Annotated in this window: 11 protein-coding genes; all 11 read left to right on the forward strand. The window is 38.7% G+C overall.

Annotated elements, in window-relative coordinates; genetic code table 11:
- The first annotated feature begins 73 nt into the window (after positions 1–73).
- The 11 genes from LC115_05600 to nuoL all read left to right on the forward strand — a co-directional run bounded on the left by LC115_05600 (position 74) and on the right by nuoL (position 17,628).
- Positions 74–3,301: an SBBP repeat-containing protein gene (locus LC115_05600; GenBank protein MCZ2356153.1), complete on the forward strand. Its 3,228-nt coding sequence runs from the start codon at positions 74–76 to the stop codon at positions 3,299–3,301.
- A 264-nt stretch (positions 3,302–3,565) separates the two neighbouring features.
- Positions 3,566–6,580, forward strand: a complete 3,015-nt coding sequence (locus LC115_05605) for a fibronectin type III domain-containing protein (protein MCZ2356154.1) — start codon at positions 3,566–3,568, stop codon at positions 6,578–6,580.
- A 208-nt stretch (positions 6,581–6,788) separates the two neighbouring features.
- Positions 6,789–7,856: a hypothetical protein gene (locus tag LC115_05610; GenBank protein MCZ2356155.1), complete on the forward strand. Its 1,068-nt coding sequence runs from the start codon at positions 6,789–6,791 to the stop codon at positions 7,854–7,856.
- Between the two features lie 123 nt (positions 7,857–7,979).
- On the forward strand, positions 7,980–9,686 hold the full coding sequence (locus tag LC115_05615; protein MCZ2356156.1) for a neutral/alkaline non-lysosomal ceramidase N-terminal domain-containing protein: 1,707 nt from the start codon (positions 7,980–7,982) through the stop codon (positions 9,684–9,686).
- A 23-nt stretch (positions 9,687–9,709) separates the two neighbouring features.
- Entirely contained in the window at positions 9,710–10,936 is a 1,227-nt protein-coding gene (locus tag LC115_05620) for a hypothetical protein (GenBank protein ID MCZ2356157.1), read from the forward strand.
- A 31-nt stretch (positions 10,937–10,967) separates the two neighbouring features.
- Complete coding sequence (locus LC115_05625) at positions 10,968–12,890, forward strand: HEAT repeat domain-containing protein (GenBank protein MCZ2356158.1); 1,923 nt, start codon at positions 10,968–10,970, stop codon at positions 12,888–12,890.
- A gap of 132 nt (positions 12,891–13,022) precedes the next feature.
- On the forward strand, positions 13,023–13,493 hold the full coding sequence (locus tag LC115_05630) for a hypothetical protein (protein ID MCZ2356159.1): 471 nt from the start codon (positions 13,023–13,025) through the stop codon (positions 13,491–13,493).
- Between the two features lie 80 nt (positions 13,494–13,573).
- Positions 13,574–14,701: a glycosyltransferase gene (locus tag LC115_05635; GenBank protein MCZ2356160.1), complete on the forward strand. Its 1,128-nt coding sequence runs from the start codon at positions 13,574–13,576 to the stop codon at positions 14,699–14,701.
- A 155-nt stretch (positions 14,702–14,856) separates the two neighbouring features.
- Complete coding sequence (locus tag LC115_05640) at positions 14,857–15,351, forward strand: NADH-quinone oxidoreductase subunit J (GenBank protein ID MCZ2356161.1); 495 nt, start codon at positions 14,857–14,859, stop codon at positions 15,349–15,351.
- A gap of 4 nt (positions 15,352–15,355) precedes the next feature.
- The gene (gene nuoK / locus LC115_05645; protein MCZ2356162.1) at positions 15,356–15,667 is read left to right on the forward strand and encodes an NADH-quinone oxidoreductase subunit NuoK; all 312 of its coding nucleotides are present in this window, start codon (positions 15,356–15,358) and stop codon (positions 15,665–15,667) included.
- 23 nt (positions 15,668–15,690) lie between these two features.
- Entirely contained in the window at positions 15,691–17,628 is a 1,938-nt protein-coding gene (gene nuoL / locus LC115_05650; GenBank protein ID MCZ2356163.1) for an NADH-quinone oxidoreductase subunit L, read from the forward strand.
- Positions 17,629–17,694: the final 66 nt, after the last annotated feature.

The raw sequence follows: 17,694 nt of genomic DNA on the forward strand, positions 1-17,694 counted from the left end.
TATATAAATATCAAAATTAAATTTGCATATATAAATTAAATAACTATATTTGCAGAACTAATAATTCTTTATCATGAGAGAGAAAGCAGTATTTTGTTTTTATTTATTTGCTTGCATAAACGCAAGTGTTTTTGGTCAAATCGCCGGCTTAACTCAGGCTAATAGCGTGATTAAAAAAGCCGATAATCACCAGTATTTCATTGAAAATAAAGGTCAATGGCCGGCGGAAGTCTTGTATCTCAGCCGTATAGGCGGCTTAGATGCATGGATTACCCGACAAGGAGTGAACTATACCTTTTACAAGGTAGATTATCCAGAAGGCAGCAGTGCCAAAACAACGGTAAAGATTCCCGATAAGTTTGATAACGACCAGCAAGACGTTACCGTTCTGGGGCATCGGGTGCTATTTGAACTGCAAAACGTAAATAGCAATCCTGCCAAAGAAGGCAAACGACCACAAACAGGGTACTATAACTACCTGATTGGTAATGACCCAAGTAAGCACGCAAGTAATGTACAACGTTATGAAGAAGTTTGGGTGAAAAATATTTACGCCGGTGTGGACGTACGGTATTACTTTGAAAAAGGCAATTTGCGTTATGATTTTGTGGTTGCTCCAAATGCCGACCCGGCGCAGATTCAGTTTAAGTTTCAGGGAGAATACGATAGCTATCTGAAACCCAACGGAAGTCTTGCATTTACCACCCGTTTTGGGGAGGTAGCTATGGGCGATTTAACGACCTACCAAGACCATGGTGTGGTATCAAGCAAATTTCGTAAACAAGGCGATTCTTGGACTGTTTCCGTAGGCGACTATGATCGCAGCAAACACTTGATTATAGACCCCTTAGTGTATTCTACCTACATTGGGGGAACTGCTAATGATTGGGGATTTTCTCTTACTCTTGACAGCAATAACAATGTGTATGTTGCTGGCCAATCTAACTCAACGAACTACGATGTTACGGCCGGAGTATTTCAAACAACGCTTGGCGGGGGTTATGATGTTTTTGTAACGAAACTAAACAGCACGGGTACGGCATTAATTTATTCTACCTACATTGGGGGAAGTAGTGATGACAGAGGTTATTCTATAGCCCTTGACGGTAACGATAATGCGTATGTTACGGGTTTTACTAATTCGAATAATTATGATATTACTGCTGGAGCCTTTCAAACAACGCTTGGAGGAGGTAACGATGTTTTTGTAACGAAACTAAACAGCACGGGTACGGCATTGATTTATTCTACCTACATTGGGGGAAGTGGTGATGACAGAGGTTATTCCATAGCCCTTGATGGCAGCTATAATGCGTATGTTACGGGCTATACGACTTCGAACAATTATGATATTACTGCTGGCGTTTTTCAAACAACAAATGGCGGCGGGAGCTGGGATGTCTTTGTAACAAAGCTAAACAGTAGTGGTGCAGCCTTAATTTACTCTACCTATATCGGAGGAAGTGGTGATGACTGGGGTTCTTCCCTTGCCATTGATAACAGCGGAAATGCGTATCTTACAGGCTATACTCAATCCTCTGATTATGACGTTACACCCGGAGCATTTCAGACAACATCTGGTGGAGTATGGGATATATTTGTAACGAAGCTAAATAGTAACGGCACTGCCTTGATTTATTCTACCTACATTGGAGGAAGTGGGCAGGAGGATAGCCATTCTCTTGCTCTTGACAATAACGGAAATGTGTACATTACAGGCTACACTTATTCAACCGATTACGATGTTACGTCTGGTGCGTTTCAAACAACGCGTAGTGGAGATCGAGATGTTATTGTAACGAAGTTAAATAGTAGCGGCACTGCCTTGATTTATTCTACCTACATTGGAGGAGTTAATACGGATGAGGCTTATTCGATTGGTATTGATGCTGCCGGAAATGCATATATTACAGGTGTTACTCGATCCTCTGATTACGATGTTACGGCAGGAGCTTTTCAAACAATAATAGAGGGAGTTTATGATGTTTTTGTAACAAAGCTAAACAGCAACGGCACAGCTTTGGTTTATTCTACCTATATCGGGGGAGCTAGTAATGATTATGGTTGTGATATAGCCATAGACAATAGTGAAAATGTGTATATTACCGCTTATGCTCAATCCACTAATTACGATATTACTGCTGGGGCATTTCAAACAACTCATGGCGGTGGAGTTTATGATGTTGCTGTAACTAAACTCATTATTCCGGTTCCTTATACCGTAAAAAACCTTTCTATGACAGTCTCAAATATTACCCACAATGGTGCACTTTTGAACTGGGAATACGATGGAAATACTCCTTGTGATTCTATTAAAGTGTATATCAAGAAGTCTATAGCTAATAGCTGGTATAGGGTTGAGACCCTATCCGGTGCACCTACAAGTTTTCAACGTCAGCAATTGCAGGCAGGTATCCAGTATCTGTGGCAATGTGAGACCTACTATAACGGTGTTGGTACGATGAGTAACTCAGCTTTATTTACTACGCCTGCAAAATGCGCTATCTTTACCGGAACTAATGAAACTAATGTAGCTGACAGTGCTGCTACTCTAAACTGGTTCACATCAGGGACACCAGATAGCGTTAAAGTAGTATATCGTAGAGTGGGGGGTAACTGGTTTTCTGTAACCACTAGCAATATTTCTGTTACGCTTACTAATCTTTGGCAAGCAACTGATTATGAGTGGAAAGCTCAGGCATACTGCAATGGTGTAGTTTCTGCTACCTCTGATTTAGATAGCTTTACTACATTAGCTACCTGTGGCGTACCAACTAATTTAGCAAGTGCTTATTATTCACCTACTCAGCGGAATCTTTTTTGGGATATTATCATGGGTGCTTCGAGCTACAATATACAGTGGCGTTTACAGGGTAATCCTAATTGGACTTCTATTGTAAATAATATAGGACCAACCCGTAATTTAGGTAGCTTATCTGAAAATAGCACCTATGAGTGGCGTGTACGTACCAATTGTAATGGCAGCTATGGTCCATGGTCATCTATAGATACGTTTACCCATGTTTTACCGAAACAACTTAATGCTTCAGGGATTTCTGCTGTTGTATATCCCGTTCCTACAAAAAGCGGCTATATTTCAGTACGTTTTTCGGGAGAATCTGGCCAGACTTATAGCATTATGATTCAGGATGTTATGGGGCGTATTATAGCTACCCAACAAGGTAGCAGTGAAACAGAGAATGATATTTTAGTAAATCTAAATAACTGTTCATTAGGTGTTTACAATTTGATTTTGCAAATGGGCGATAAATTTGGTAGCTATAAGGTAGTGGTTGAGTAAGCCGAAGAAACGATTATTCAGGCACTTGGGGCAGATTGCAAAATCTACCCCAAGTGTTTTTTTTTACAACCTTTCGTTATGCTTAGAGTGCTTTCCAGCATAAACCAGAAGAAGTTAGTTTTCTATAAAACTATAAAAAGATAATTTTTGGGGCACTTCAACTAAAGATTTAGCTACAAAATTCATTTTCCTTAAAATATTGCACAAATAAATGCTATGTACGTAAATAATTGTAAATTTGTAGGATTAAAAACATATAGAAATATGCGTATTTTTCGTTTTACTATTGGTTTGTGGATATTAGTCTTTCTTTTGAGGCTGAATATCTTTTCCCAGACGGTATTAAGTCGGGGAGATATTTCCATAATCGGGTTTAATGGTACTGACCCTGATGGAATTTCTTTTGTTACGTGGACTACCATTACTTCCGGAACAAAGATTAAATTCACTGATAATGCCTTTTTAGCAGCGGTTTCAGCTAATGCAACCAACAATGCCAGGGGCGGAGAGGGCTTTGTAGTCTGGACTGCCAACGCAACTGTAAACCCCGGCTCGGTAGTAACAATTGATGCTCCAACTTGGGTATGCAACACAGGAACAGCCGCTTCTTACGGAACCTTTAACTTATCTACTTCCGGAGACAATATCTTTGCGTACCAAGGTGCCGGTGCCGGCAATAGTGTAAATACCTGCGATTGGGGAAATAACACAAACCCATCAACTTTTACCGGAACTATTTTGTATGGCTTAGTCTATGCTTCCAACTGGTTAGTTACCGGAACAGCTACCGCAAACACCACTTACCGCCCAACAGAACTCGCTACTGGCAATATCTCCATAGCAATTACAAATGGTGGTACTAAAAATGCCCAATACACAAACCCAAGAAATGACCAGCAAAACCTCGATGATTACAAACCCATTGTAGCTAATGCGGCTAACTGGACTGCTTATGCCGGAAGTACAGCCTTAGATGCTACTGATTTCACTGTTGCTGGCCCACCGCCAACACCTACCATCACAATAACAGGAACACTATCAACTTCTTATGCCTTTGACGGCTGTGTTTCATCAGTAAATTCTTACTCTGTTTCAGGTGCAGCTTTAACAGATGACATCACCCTAACCTCCCCAACCGGCTTTGAGATTTCTTTGAACAACAATGGCCCGTTTTCATCTACTTTGGTTTTATCACAGGCTGGCGGCGTAGTACTTTCCACAACGATATATGTACGCTTTCATGCAGCTTGTGTGTGCACAACAAACGGAACAATTACCCACAATAGCTTAGGTGCAACTCCCCAAAATCAATCCGTAACAGGAATCGGAACTGAACCAACTGTTGTGATTAATAAATATGGAATAGCCTCTGATGACGTAGAATTATTGGTTGTAAAAAATGGAATCAGTTTGGCCGGAATGACTATCAAAGACTTTTCCTCTAATATGGTTAATGATAACGGCGGAAGCTACACTTTCAAAAACGTTGCCCCATGGACTTCCTTACCGAAAGGAACAATAGTCATCTTACGTGGTGGAAGTGTGGCTGCACCAGACATAGACCCTTCGGACTTTTTGGTAGAAATAGGATTGGATAATACTACTTATTTTACTAAAAATTCAGGAACGTTTAATATCGCAACGACTGAAATGGTAATGTTAAAGGAATCAGGATCAGGTACTTCCGGTGTTAATGGCAACATACACACGTTATCAGCCGGCGCACCTTCTTCATTGTATAATTCAATACTGGGTCCCAAAATGAATAATTCCACAACTCCGGGTTCCAATAGCTTTATAGCCGCAACTTCAACAAATGGCAATAATTGTGATTTTGGAGGTGGTGATGTTAGTATTTTAGCTTCAGTAACTTTTGGGTCAGGAAATAATACGAATAACCAAAATTACATCTGTGGCTTACGTGGCAATATGAGTGCGCCAACGATTACCGGCCCCGCAACTTTATGCAGTGGAAATACCCTAAGTCTTTCCACTAGTGTTAGCGGTGCAACAAGCTATTATTGGACCGGCCCCAATGGTTTTACTGCCACTACTGCCGCTATAACTATCAATAATGCAACAGCATCAGAATCAGGCGACTATCATGTTTCTGCTATCTTTGGCGCAAGCTGCTCCACCGCAGTAGCTCAACATTCTGTTATCATCGCTCCTTGTTCCTGCCCAATGGCTACCGGCCTATCTACAACACAAATCCAATATAACAATGCTACTTTTAATTGGACTATCCCAACCGGCCCATTTTTAGATCCCGCAGATAGCGTGAAACTCTACATCCGTAAGGCAGGAGCGAATTTCTGGTACAGAACACTAACGTTTGTAAACCAAAATACACACCGCCAATACCAACTACAGCCGGGAATTAACTATGAATGGAAAATAGTAACTTACTGCTCCGGTGGAGGAACGAACGAAACTAACTTAGAAACATTTTCCACTATTGCCCACTGCGGAATGTTTTCTAACTTGACTGCAACACCGGATATTACCTATCCATATTCAACAGTAAATGTTTCTTGGGCATACTCACCCGGCCCTGCCGATAGCTTTGATGTCTTTTATCGCGTAGCAGGTACTCAAACAGCCTATAAGGTTGTAAAAACGAATTCTAACTCCGCTATAATCAATAATTTGGATCAAAATACAACCTATGAATGGAAGGTTCGTGCCCATTGCAGTAGCTTAACCAACGGTTCTAATCTGGCTACTTTTACAACAGAACTTTTGTGCGCTATTCCATATAACTTATCTGCAACCAACATTCAGTTAGATAGAGCTACCCTTTCTTGGGATGCAGATTCCGGAATGTATTATCAAATTTCTTTCCGTCCGGTTGGAAACCCTACTTGGGTGTACCGAAATAACATCTCCGCCAAAAATATAATTCAAGGTAATTTGTTAAACTCAACAACTTATGAATGGCGTGTTCGTGCCTATTGCATTGGATTCGGCTCATGGTCAGCGACACAAACCTTTACAACAATCGGGGCTAAAACAGGAATGCAAAGTGCTGCCTCAGTAGGCGTTTATCCAAACCCAAGTAACGGAATCCTTTATCTAACCTTTGATGAGCCTAACAGTCAAGTGGTAAATATTCATGTATTAGATATTACCGGAAAAGTTGTTTTAGAGCAAAAATCATCTATAGAATCTGATTATCAACAAGTTGTGCTTGATATAACACAACTACCTGCCGGGGTATATCAACTTCGTTTAGAGCATTCAGGTAATGTGTCTTATGCCAAAATTGTAAAAGAATAACTCCTAAAATTACTTTTAGAAAGAGGCTGTCCGAAAAGGATAGCCTCTTTCTTTTTGCTAACAACTGCCACTCTGGGTGCTGTTACAATACCTTACGGAACATTTTATACTACGCTTAGTCGTTTATGGCCGTAACTTTTCCGAAGAGATATACAAAGCATCCATAGTTTTTTACCTAAAATCTAAATTTTAGCCTAATTTTGCTTTCATGACAAACATTCACAATAGGTTTTTCATCTGTATAACTTTTGTAGTAGTTTTATTAAACTCTTGTAAACACTCTGGTAGCGATGTTCAGATGCCGGAGGTGGTGCAGGAAAAAGTTCCGGAAGCTCCTATTAATTTTAAAAGGGCTGATTTAGAGCTTCGTAAAGCTTATGTTTTGCATCAGCAACAGCCAAAGCTCTCTAATAGAGAAATTTATAACCAAATATTTTTACCGGATAAATATTTTTATATTGACTGGTTGTATGGAGGGGATTCATTGCTGAGTGATAGCATTATTGCCCAAGACTTGGTTGGTTTTTCTTTAGATATACATACACAGCAGCTAATAGATTCTGTATTAAAGTTTTACCCTGAAAATCATGATTTTGTTTCGGGAATACAATCTGCAATGAACCGTTTGCGCCAGCATATACCGGATGCAATTATCCCCCGTTTTAGAACCTATATTTCAGGCTATTCTATGCCGGGCACACAGACTATGGACCAACTGCACCTGTCGGAGCAGTACGCCGGCATTGGATTACATTATTTTTTAGGAGATTCTTTTAAATTTTATCCTTCGGACATTCCGAAATTTGTACGGAAAAAATGCAAGCCGGAAATGATATTGCCAAACCTATTCTTTAGCTATATTGGATTTTATCAAAAAGAACTAAGCATGAAAAAATCCCCTTCGTTATTAGATGAAATGATTTATTATGGAATAAAATACTACTTTTTGGATATTGTTTTGCCGGATGTTCCGGACTCTGTCAAAATAGGTTATACGGCGGAACAAATGGATTGGGCGCAGCATTTCCCCAAAGAAATCTATAATGATCTGATTCCGATGCTGTATAGCAAAGATTTTCTGAAATATGAAAAATACGTTCGGGAGCGGCCTTTTACCCCCAATGTGTCGCGTGATTCTCCGGGCAGGTTAGGGCACTATGTCGGCTGGCAAATAATACGAAGCTATATGAAAAACAACCCAAAAACAACCCTAACGGACTTACTAACCGCCCAAAATTACGAACAGTTATTCAAAAACTCAGGGTATAAACCTTAATTGGGCTTACTTTCAAGTGATTATTAAAGCCTTTTCCCTTGAAATAGAACCTTTGTAAGAATACGAAACAGAAACAAACTGAAAATTATGGAACAACAATAATTTTTGTAAGTTTGCTGTTATATGAGTTCATATTGGATAGGTGCTGCTAAACAGGATATTACCGCAGAGGTAGCGGGAATCGGGATGATAGGCTGGGGGGTTTTTGGGAATACCGTTAAAGACGTTCAGTCTCGGTTATTTGCCAGAGCGTTTGTGATTAAAGACAGCCAAACGAGCCGAAAAGTAGCCCTTGTTACCTGCGATTTAGCTTTTATCACAACCGGAGTTCGCCAGTATGTTTTGAAAAAAATAGCAGCATATTCAGAGAAGTTAGGTATCACGGATCAAAATCTGCTCCTTATGGCAAATCACACTCATTCTGCTCCCGGCGGGTACTCACACTATCCGCTTTACAACCTAACTGTTTCCGGATATTCTCCCGAAGTCTTTAACAAAATCGTAAACGGAATCTTTGACGCTATTGTTCAAGCTGATGCAAACCAAAAACCCGGGAAAATATACTTCGATACCGCCGAATTTTCCGCCAATGACCCAGTAGCCTTCAACCGTTCAATAGATGCCTATAACTTAAATCCCGATGTGATAAAATACGATTTTAACCACCGGCATTTAGCTACAGACCGAGAGATGCAGCTCTTACGCTTTGATACTGAGGATGATAAACCCATAGGCTGCCTCAACTGGTTTGCTATTCACACCACTACGGTACATAATGACAAGCATTCGATTTCTTCAGACAACAAAGGTTGCGCCTCCGAATTATTTGAACAATGGCAAACCGGTGGCGAACAAGGCAGAAACGAAGGTTTTATCTCTGCATTCGCTAATGGAGCAGCCGGAGACGTAACGCCGAACTTCAAAAAACACTTTGGCGATAAACTTTGGCGGGGCGAATCTCGTGATGACTTTGAAAACCTGAAGCAGCATGGTAAACTACAGTTTGAAAAAGCTAAGCAAATTTGGCAATCGAGTAGCCAAAAAGCCCCTTTATCCGTTCGCGTAGATGCCTTACAGGCATACGTAGATTTTACCAACATAGAAGTAGATGCTGCTTACACAGATAAAACAGGCTGCAAAACCGGAACAGCCCATATAGGCTCAGAATTTACCGCAGGTACTAAAGAAGGACCCGGAACAAACAGATTGATAGTCAGCACTTTTGAAGTAATAGAAAAAATCCGCCAAAAAATAAGCCCAACACTTGACCGCAATATACAGGGGAATAAAATCTCGATTATAGACTGTGCCAATCATTCTTCTTTGGGTATTCAGAATTTTCATAAGATACCGCTTCTTTCCAAAATAGACCCGTACATTCGTGCCTTAGCAAGATGTTCAGCTAATGATTCATTTGGTAGTCAGCCGCTTACACCGAATATTTTGCCCATTCAATTGGTTGTCTTAGGAGAAATAGCTATCATTGCTGCTCCAGCGGAATTTACTACTGTTGCCGGTAAAAGGCTGAAAAACACCGTACAAGGGATTTTATCCAATGAAAATATCCAAAAAGTAATTTTTGCCGGCTATGCAAATGCGTACGCCGGCTATGTTGCTACTTTTGAAGAATATCAACTACAACGGTATGAAGGAGCCAGCACCCATTTTGGCCAATATACCTTAGCTGCTTATCAAACAATGTTTGCGTGGCTGGCTACCGAAGCAATTTTAAACCGCTTTGAACGTAGCCACTTTACCACAGTTAAGCCATACGAGTTTTCAGACGCAGAACTCGAAAAACGAATGTATGACCCTAAAAATCCTTATTAACAATAACTTATATCGGATTTCAAATGCTTCAAGATTCATGGAAAAAGCTACTTGGCCAGTATGAGCGGGAAATATTATCACGCCCAATAGAAAATGACTACAATCCGGAAAAGCTATTTTTCCCACACGTAGTTTATGGCGGTGCTCATCGCTTTTCAGAAACTACGATAACCAAATTAGAGCGTATAGCAGTAACTATTTGGCAACAATATAGCCAAAATAATCCCGAATTTGCCCAAGAAATACTCCCCAAGGAAATCCTGCCCGCAAATAACTCAGCACTCGAAACTTGGTATCAAAGCGTTAGTAATCAATTAACTCAAAAATCAATTTTCGATTATAGAATTGATTTTGAGGATGGTTTTGGCTATAAACCTAAAGATATTTATCTGGCAGAAGCAACCAGAATCGGTAAATTGTTGGCTGAAATGCCTGCTATACAAACTCGCCTGGGAATCAGAATATTGTCATTTCAGCCGGAACGAGTTGAGCTAAGTGTAGAAATCTTATCCACTTTTTTAGAAACATTTTATCAATTTTCACAAGGTAAATTACTTCCTAAAAACTTTGTGATAACGCTTCCCAAGATTAAAGAATTAGCAGAAATTCAACTACTAACAAACTTGCTGGATGAGGCTGAAGAAACCTACAATCAGAGATTTGAGGTAGAACTGATGCTGGAAACGCCGGAGGTTTTGTCGGCAGAACTCAATACTTGGTTGCGTACAACGGATAGTCGCTGTTCTGCGTTACACTTAGGTGTCTATGATTTACTGTCGGCATTAGGGATTCCATCTGATTATCAAGCAACTAACCATGAAATTTGTCATCAAGTTTTGCTAAAAGCCTTGTCAGTAAGTAGCGGCAAGAATGTTCGTGTATCTACCGGTGCAGCACTTCAATTAGCTATTCCCCCACATTCAGATCCACAAAATGATATTCAACAGCATGAAAATAAGCAGTTTATCACTAATTCTTGGCGGAAATTGGCTGATTATCATTTGGATTCCTTACGGATGGGGGTTTTTCAAGGATGGGATTTGCATCCCAATCAAATTCCGATACGGATTGCTGTATATCACGCATTTTTCCAAAAACATTTTTCTGGCATGATGTTGCGCCTGCAAAACTTTGAGCTGCAAGGAAAAGAAGCTACCCGTAATGGCCAGCAATTTGATGATCAGGCAAGCGTTCAGGGATTATTAAACACCTTAGAAATAGGACGGTTATGTGGGGCAATTAAAAATTAAAAATTAAAAATTAAAAATTAGTTAGAGATTTATGATTGTTGTTTTGGGATTATTGTTGGGAATACTGCTTGCTTATTTGAGTTTGGCAGTTCAGAATACTTATCTTGCTTGGTATATCCGCCGGCAAATCTTGAAAAATCCTGAAAATACAGCTCGCTATCTGGAAAATTATTATAAAGATTGGGGAAAAAAAACAGTTTTTTGGGTGCTGATACCGCTATTTGTTATGATAGCTTTTGTCTTTATAACCAGATTTGGACTTGGAAGAATACTGATACCCGGAATATTATCCTGTGTGGTTGTTTTGGCCTTAATTATATACAATAAAAGTTTTAGAGATAAATCAAGGATAAAAACCTTTAGTTTTCTCCCCAAGTTATTTAAAAAAGTAGGTATTCCACTTGAGATAGTGCCGTTTTTTAAGAAGTTTTATATAGAAGCAAAACCTTTGAGGGGGATGTTGGTTCCATCTATGATGCTGCTACCTGAGAGTGAATTTTATGATTTGCTAAAACAAGGGGTACGTGATATTGACCCTAACACTCGGTTAGTTTCTTTAGATATTCTTGTAAAACATTTTCCGAATAAAGCCGCTACTTTTTTACCTGATTTTTTGCGTGATACAAATCCTATTGTGAAATCAGAAGCATTGCAGCATATTTTATTGTTAAAAGACAAACAACTAAGTAGCCGCTTAGTTAAAGAAACACAAGAAGATTCTAATCCGATGCTAAAAACTGCAGCACAGCAAGCTGAGGATAAACTTTCGGGTTCAGAAGCCTTTAATGTGCTGAAAAACAAAATATTACAGGAAAATGTAGATATACAGAGCTGGCAAGAAATCGAAAAACTCTTTTTGTCAAACGATTGGGAAACACTCCAGTTATTTTCACTTCTTTTTTCAGAAAAAAACAAGCCACTCATTAAGATATATTTTGTCTCTGCCTTGAAAAAACATTCACCGAAAGATGCTGCATTTGCGTTAGTGGATTTTGCTACGGAACTGAAAACACCCGAATCCGTAGAAAGTTTAATAGAATTTGCCAATACATCGCCAAAACTCTATGAATATATCGTTCAGAAATTAGCCAAAATACCGTTTTCAACATACCAACCGCTACTTAATACCATATTGTTAGATAAAGAGGCCACTCATTTTTATCGAAAAACAACACTTTTGAACATAATCAGTCTCCATTATCCTTTAGAAACCAATGAAGATGTTAAATTATACATATCCAAAATGTTTTTGGCATATTTATCTGACTCTATTGAAGAGATTAAAAACATCACTTTCGCTTTTTTTAGAGATTGTGGAGATGAAACCCATGTTAACGCACTGCTATCGGTAATAAAAAAGACAAAAAACGATTCAGACTTAGATAGGTTGTTTAAGATTTTGGCGAAAAAAATGAAGATACATCAAACTGATGAAATGTTTTCAACCCTAAAAAAGAGAATTCAAGATTCAAGTGAAACGGAAAAAGACTTTAAACATCAAGTAATAGCTACTTTTATGGGGGTCAAAGACAATAATCCCGTTCAGCATAGTGAACCAAATGCGGTGTTTTGTACGCATTGCTTTACACGAGGCAAAAAAAAGAATGTATTTGAAAACAATTACTACATTGTTTGCAGAAAATGCAATCAATCCCAAAACTTAATCTCTTATCCTAAGCCCATACTTGGCTTGATAAGCCAAGAAGGAAAAACAACTATTTCGGTAGAAAATATACAGATTCAACTTTGGGATAATCACAACAAAAAAGCCATTACAGCAGATATTGACGAAATAGAAATAGGATATTTTGAAAAAGATACTGACTTAGAATGGGCAGCTTCAGCCGTCATAACAGCAATTCAAAATGACGTTACTATACCCCAACAATTCAGCATCAAATGCCAACCCAATGTACAATTAACGGAAAATCTTAAACGAATGTTAGAAAAGTGATTTCCGTATTGAAGGTATTTTGTAAATTTAAAATACTGAAAAACAGAAATATAGCTACTAAAAACTAAGAAGAACGACTAAAAATGAAAGTATATTTAGAAAAAACGATATATTTGCAAAAAAAAGTAGAATATGCGTGTTTTAAATTTCAAACTGCTCTATTTGCTAACTTTCGTGTTTGGTCTGGCAGCTTGCTCAGATGACGGTCAAAAACCATTGGTAACTCCCTCAAAAACAGACCTCTTATGTAATAAGAAATATCGTATTATATCTCTTACAATCAATCCTCCACTACAAATAACACCGGATTCTACGATTACCAGTCTATGGCAGAATTGTTGGGTAGATGACCGTATCGAATTTAAAGTAAATGGCAAAGTCGCTGTTGATGAAGGAACAAAATCATGCTCAAGTTCATTACCCGAAAAATACGAAGATAGCTGGGTATTCTCTGCTGATGAAAACTATTTGCTATACAAAGAGAAAAACAAAAAACGGGCTCAACTTAAAATAGAAATCCTTGATGGACACATGCTTAAGGTTTCTAGTATAGATACCATAAATTCAAAACCATATAGATTTACCCAGACTTTGAGTAAGTAATTTCCAGAGAAATTATCATAAGCCGCCTATTTTAGAGGTGGCTTTTTTTTTGAAGTTATGTTTGCTAAACACTAAAGATAATGATTATCATAGAGATAATTCTGATTATTAGTTTGGTGGTTTATACAACTTGGCTTTGGAAAAATTGGCTAATCCTAAAACATTCGTTACTTCAAATCCAGCCAGCCGAAGACAACAGTTTCCAGCCATCAATATCAGTCATTATACCGGCAAGGAACGAGGCAGTTTCAATTACAAAGTGTTTACAAAGTATTTTAAATCAGGATTATAGTAATTATGAGATTATTGTAGTAGATGACCATTCTACAGATGCCACCCGCCAAATAGCTCAAGAAATTGCGTTTTGCAGTAAACACGTTTCTTTTCGGGTACTTTCGCTTTCAGAAGCAGAAATAGGGAAGAAAAAAGCATTACAAGCTGGAATCCAAGCAGCTCAGGGAGAATGGATTGTAACAACAGATGCCGATTGCTGGCATCAACCTGAGTGGTTATCCACATTAACCTTGTATATGCAGCCAAACGTAGCGGTAGTAGCAGGTCCGGTTCGGATTGAAGCGGGGAAGCATTTTTTTGAGCAGGCCCAAGCCTTAGAATCAGCCGCTTTAGTAGCCTTAGGCGGCACCTTGATTGAAAACCAAACTCCCATTTTTGCCAACGGAGCTAATTTCGCATTTAAAAAAACTGTATTTCAGCAAGTTGATGGATATTCCGGCATAGACCAAATTGCCTCCGGCGATGACGAGCTTTTACTGCACCGGTTTCATAAAGCCGGCTTCCCAATCCGCTTTTGCTGGAATTCACAGGCAGCCGTAAGCACTTTACCCGAAAAAAGTATATCCCAATGGTGGCAACAGCGCAGACGTTGGGTATCCAAAAGCTTTTATTATCAGAGAGTTGATATTTCATTAGCTCAAATTACAGCTTGGATAACACACATAGGAATTCTGGGGTTTCTTTTTTACGGGATATTTTATCCTAAGATATTTCCATTTGTCTTTTTAGCATGGATAATTATATTAATCCCGGATTATCTGATAGTTCGCTTGGCAACGCAGTTTTTGAAAAATAGTAACTTACTAAGCGCTTGGTTACCAGCTAAATTAATCTATCTACTATATGTTTCTATAATTGGAATTTGGGGAAATTTAGGCAAAAAATACCACTGGAAAGATAGATTAGTAAAGTAATTATTTTAAAAACAAAATAGTTAGTTTTTATTCTATAATACTGATAACCAGGATATAAAATAAAAGTTAAGGTAGAAATTATTGAATACTATTATTGAAGCAGTTGGAAGTTTCAGATTAAAGTTAGAATTTAGCGGCTCGTATTGACGGGAATTATGGAAGTTCTCTTTTGGGTGTTATCATTATTTGGTTTAGCTGGTGGATTTGGCTTAATATTAAGCCGAAATCCTATGTATAGTGTACTTTTCTTAGTGCTGAATATGTTTTGCATAGCAGGGTTATATCTGCTACTTGAAGCTGAATTTTTAGCAATTATTCAGTTGATAGTTTATGCCGGAGCTATTATGGTACTATTTTTATTTGTGGTGATGTTATTAAACTTAGGCAAAGAAGACCCTACGGAATCTAAATTTGACATTACTAAGGGGTTAGCATTTATTTTAGGGATAGCTTTTTTAGGTGAAATGCTCTATATTCTTACCGGTGTCAGTAAAAGTATAAAGACAGACATTACTCCGTTTGAGTTTGGAAAGGTAGAATTGATTGGAAGATCATTGATGAGCAGCTATTTATTTCCCTTTGAGATGATTTCCGTTATTTTATTAGCGGCTCTTATGGGAGCTATTGTGATTGCTCGTAAACATAATTAACAACATGGATTTAGCGACTTATTCGTATTATTTTTTAGCTGTTAGCGCAGCTATGTTCTGCATTGGAGTAGTGGGGGTGCTCACTAAACGAAATGCGATTATCGTGTTTATGTGTGTAGAGTTAATGCTCAATGCCGTAAATTTATCTATGGTTACGTTTTCTCGAATACATAATAATGCAGCCGGAACAATGTTCGTCTTCTTTGTGATGTGTGTTGCAGCCGCTGAAGCAGTTGTGGGGCTTGCCATCATTATTGCATTATTTCGGAATAAGCAGGATATAGACATTAACAACGTAAATTTATTTAAGTGGTAATTATTTTTTAAGCAGTAAATTCAATGGAAGCACTTTTGCCACTCATCATATTATTGCCGTTTTTAGGCGCATCTGTAATAGGAATACTCGGTTTTATTTCTCCTAATTTTCGGAAACAAGAAAAATTAATTGGCGGCATAGCTACAGCTATGGTTGCGATACCCTTTTTGATTCTGGTCAGCACATTTTTGGGCTTTACGGGAGAGCCAATCAACTTCTCCCTCTTTTCTTGGATGAAAACCAAGAATTTAGATATTTCCTTTTCATACAATTTAGACCAATTATCATTATTGATGGGCATGATTGTAACTGGAGTTGGTTCGTTAATTCATTTATATTCAATTGGTTATATGCATCACGATAGAGGATTTTACAAGTTTTTCTTGTATTTGAATCTATTCATCTTTGCTATGTTAAACTTAGTGCTTGGGGATAATTTTGTAGTGCTATTTTTAGGTTGGGAAGGCGTTGGGGCGTGTTCTTATTTTCTAATTGGTTTTTGGTATGAAGATATGAATAAAGCTGCTGCTGCGCAGAAAGCCTTTGTAGCCAATAGGATAGGGGACTTTGCGCTTTTAGTTGCGATGTTTATCACCTTTCAAGTAGCCGGTTCTTTAAACTTTACCGCTTTAAATACAGCTACGTTGAGCCATGATGTTGCGTTTTGGATTGCGTTATGTACCTTTATTGCCGCAACGGGCAAGTCAGCGCAGATTCCGTTATATGTTTGGCTTCCGGATGCGATGGCCGGCCCAACACCCGTTTCTGCCTTAATCCACGCCGCAACAATGGTTACCTCCGGAATCTACTTGATAGCCCGAATATCACCAGTATTCCTGCAAGCACCGGAAGTAATGGTCTTAGTTGCCGTAGTAGGCGGCCTAACAGCTATATTAGCTGCCATGATTGCTATCGCCCAAAATGACATCAAGAAAGTATTGGCCTATTCTACGGTATCGCAACTTGGGTTTATGTTTATGGCCTTAGGAGCTGGAGCTTTTACCACAGCTATTTTCCACGTGATGACACACGCCTTCTTTAAAGCCTGTTTATTCTTAGGCTCAGGATCCGTTATCCATGCTATGGAACACGCCCACGCTGCAAAAGACCCACAAGATATACGAACCATGGGACACCTTGGGCACTATATGCCAAGCACCTCAAAGACATTCTGGATTTCAACAATAGCTATTGCCGGAATACCCGGACTATCCGGCTTCTTCTCCAAAGATGAAATACTTGGAAAAGTCTTTGCCGCAGGGCACGAATCTACAATGTACTATTTCGTGTGGCTGATAGGAGCATTAACGGCCTTATTAACAGCATTTTACATGACCAGAGTAACTTACCTAACCTTTAATGGAAAGGCTCGTTACGAGCAAAAAGATGCCCACCCACACGAATCTTCTCCGTTAATGACCATTCCATTATGGATATTAGCAGGCTTAGCAATCGTAGGCGGGTATCTTGGCTTACCCGAAATTATTGGACACGGACACTATAACTGGATAACCCACCATTGGCTCTCCGGCGAAGAAGCAAAACTCATCATTAACAGAACCTTACACGCATCCCTTGGTGTAGAAATCTTCCTCATTACGGCATCAATCCTAATTGCGTTTTTTGGAATGTTTTTAGCCTACCGCCTATATAGTAAATACGATATATCCGGAGAAGAAAAAGTTAAATCCTTTTTTGGAAAGCTATATAAAGTCATGGAAAATAAATTTTATGTAGATGAAATTTACAACTATTTAATAATACGCCCATTTGTTTATATTTCTGATAAAGGAGCATTCGCCTTTGACCAAAAAGTAGTGGATGGCTTAGTAAATGGAACCGCATTTGTTACAACTATTGCAGGGAATATTTTCAGACGACTACAAACAGGTATAGTACAAAATTATGCCTTGATGATGTTTATCGGCCTGTTGCTAATGTTGGTATTTTTGATGACATAATATTTGTAACAAAATACTATTCAAGCAATTTAATCACTTTTAAATAGCTGAATTTAAGTATTTGAT

The sequence above is a fragment of the Bacteroidia bacterium genome (assembly GCA_026932145.1).
In the GTDB taxonomy this organism is placed as follows: Bacteria; Bacteroidota; Bacteroidia; order J057; family JAIXKT01; genus JAIXKT01.

Coding starts and splice junctions, on each gene's coding strand:
- LC115_05600 (MCZ2356153.1), top strand. CDS start 74: ATGAGAGAGAAAGCAGTATTTTGTTTTTATTTATTTGCTTGCATAAAC.
- LC115_05605 (MCZ2356154.1), top strand. CDS start 3,566: ATGCGTATTTTTCGTTTTACTATTGGTTTGTGGATATTAGTCTTTCTT.
- LC115_05610 (MCZ2356155.1), top strand. CDS start 6,789: ATGACAAACATTCACAATAGGTTTTTCATCTGTATAACTTTTGTAGTA.
- LC115_05615 (MCZ2356156.1), top strand. CDS start 7,980: ATGAGTTCATATTGGATAGGTGCTGCTAAACAGGATATTACCGCAGAG.
- LC115_05620 (MCZ2356157.1), top strand. CDS start 9,710: ATGCTTCAAGATTCATGGAAAAAGCTACTTGGCCAGTATGAGCGGGAA.
- LC115_05625 (MCZ2356158.1), top strand. CDS start 10,968: ATGATTGTTGTTTTGGGATTATTGTTGGGAATACTGCTTGCTTATTTG.
- LC115_05630 (MCZ2356159.1), top strand. CDS start 13,023: ATGCGTGTTTTAAATTTCAAACTGCTCTATTTGCTAACTTTCGTGTTT.
- LC115_05635 (MCZ2356160.1), top strand. CDS start 13,574: ATGATTATCATAGAGATAATTCTGATTATTAGTTTGGTGGTTTATACA.
- LC115_05640 (MCZ2356161.1), top strand. CDS start 14,857: ATGGAAGTTCTCTTTTGGGTGTTATCATTATTTGGTTTAGCTGGTGGA.
- nuoK (MCZ2356162.1), top strand. CDS start 15,356: ATGGATTTAGCGACTTATTCGTATTATTTTTTAGCTGTTAGCGCAGCT.
- nuoL (MCZ2356163.1), top strand. CDS start 15,691: ATGGAAGCACTTTTGCCACTCATCATATTATTGCCGTTTTTAGGCGCA.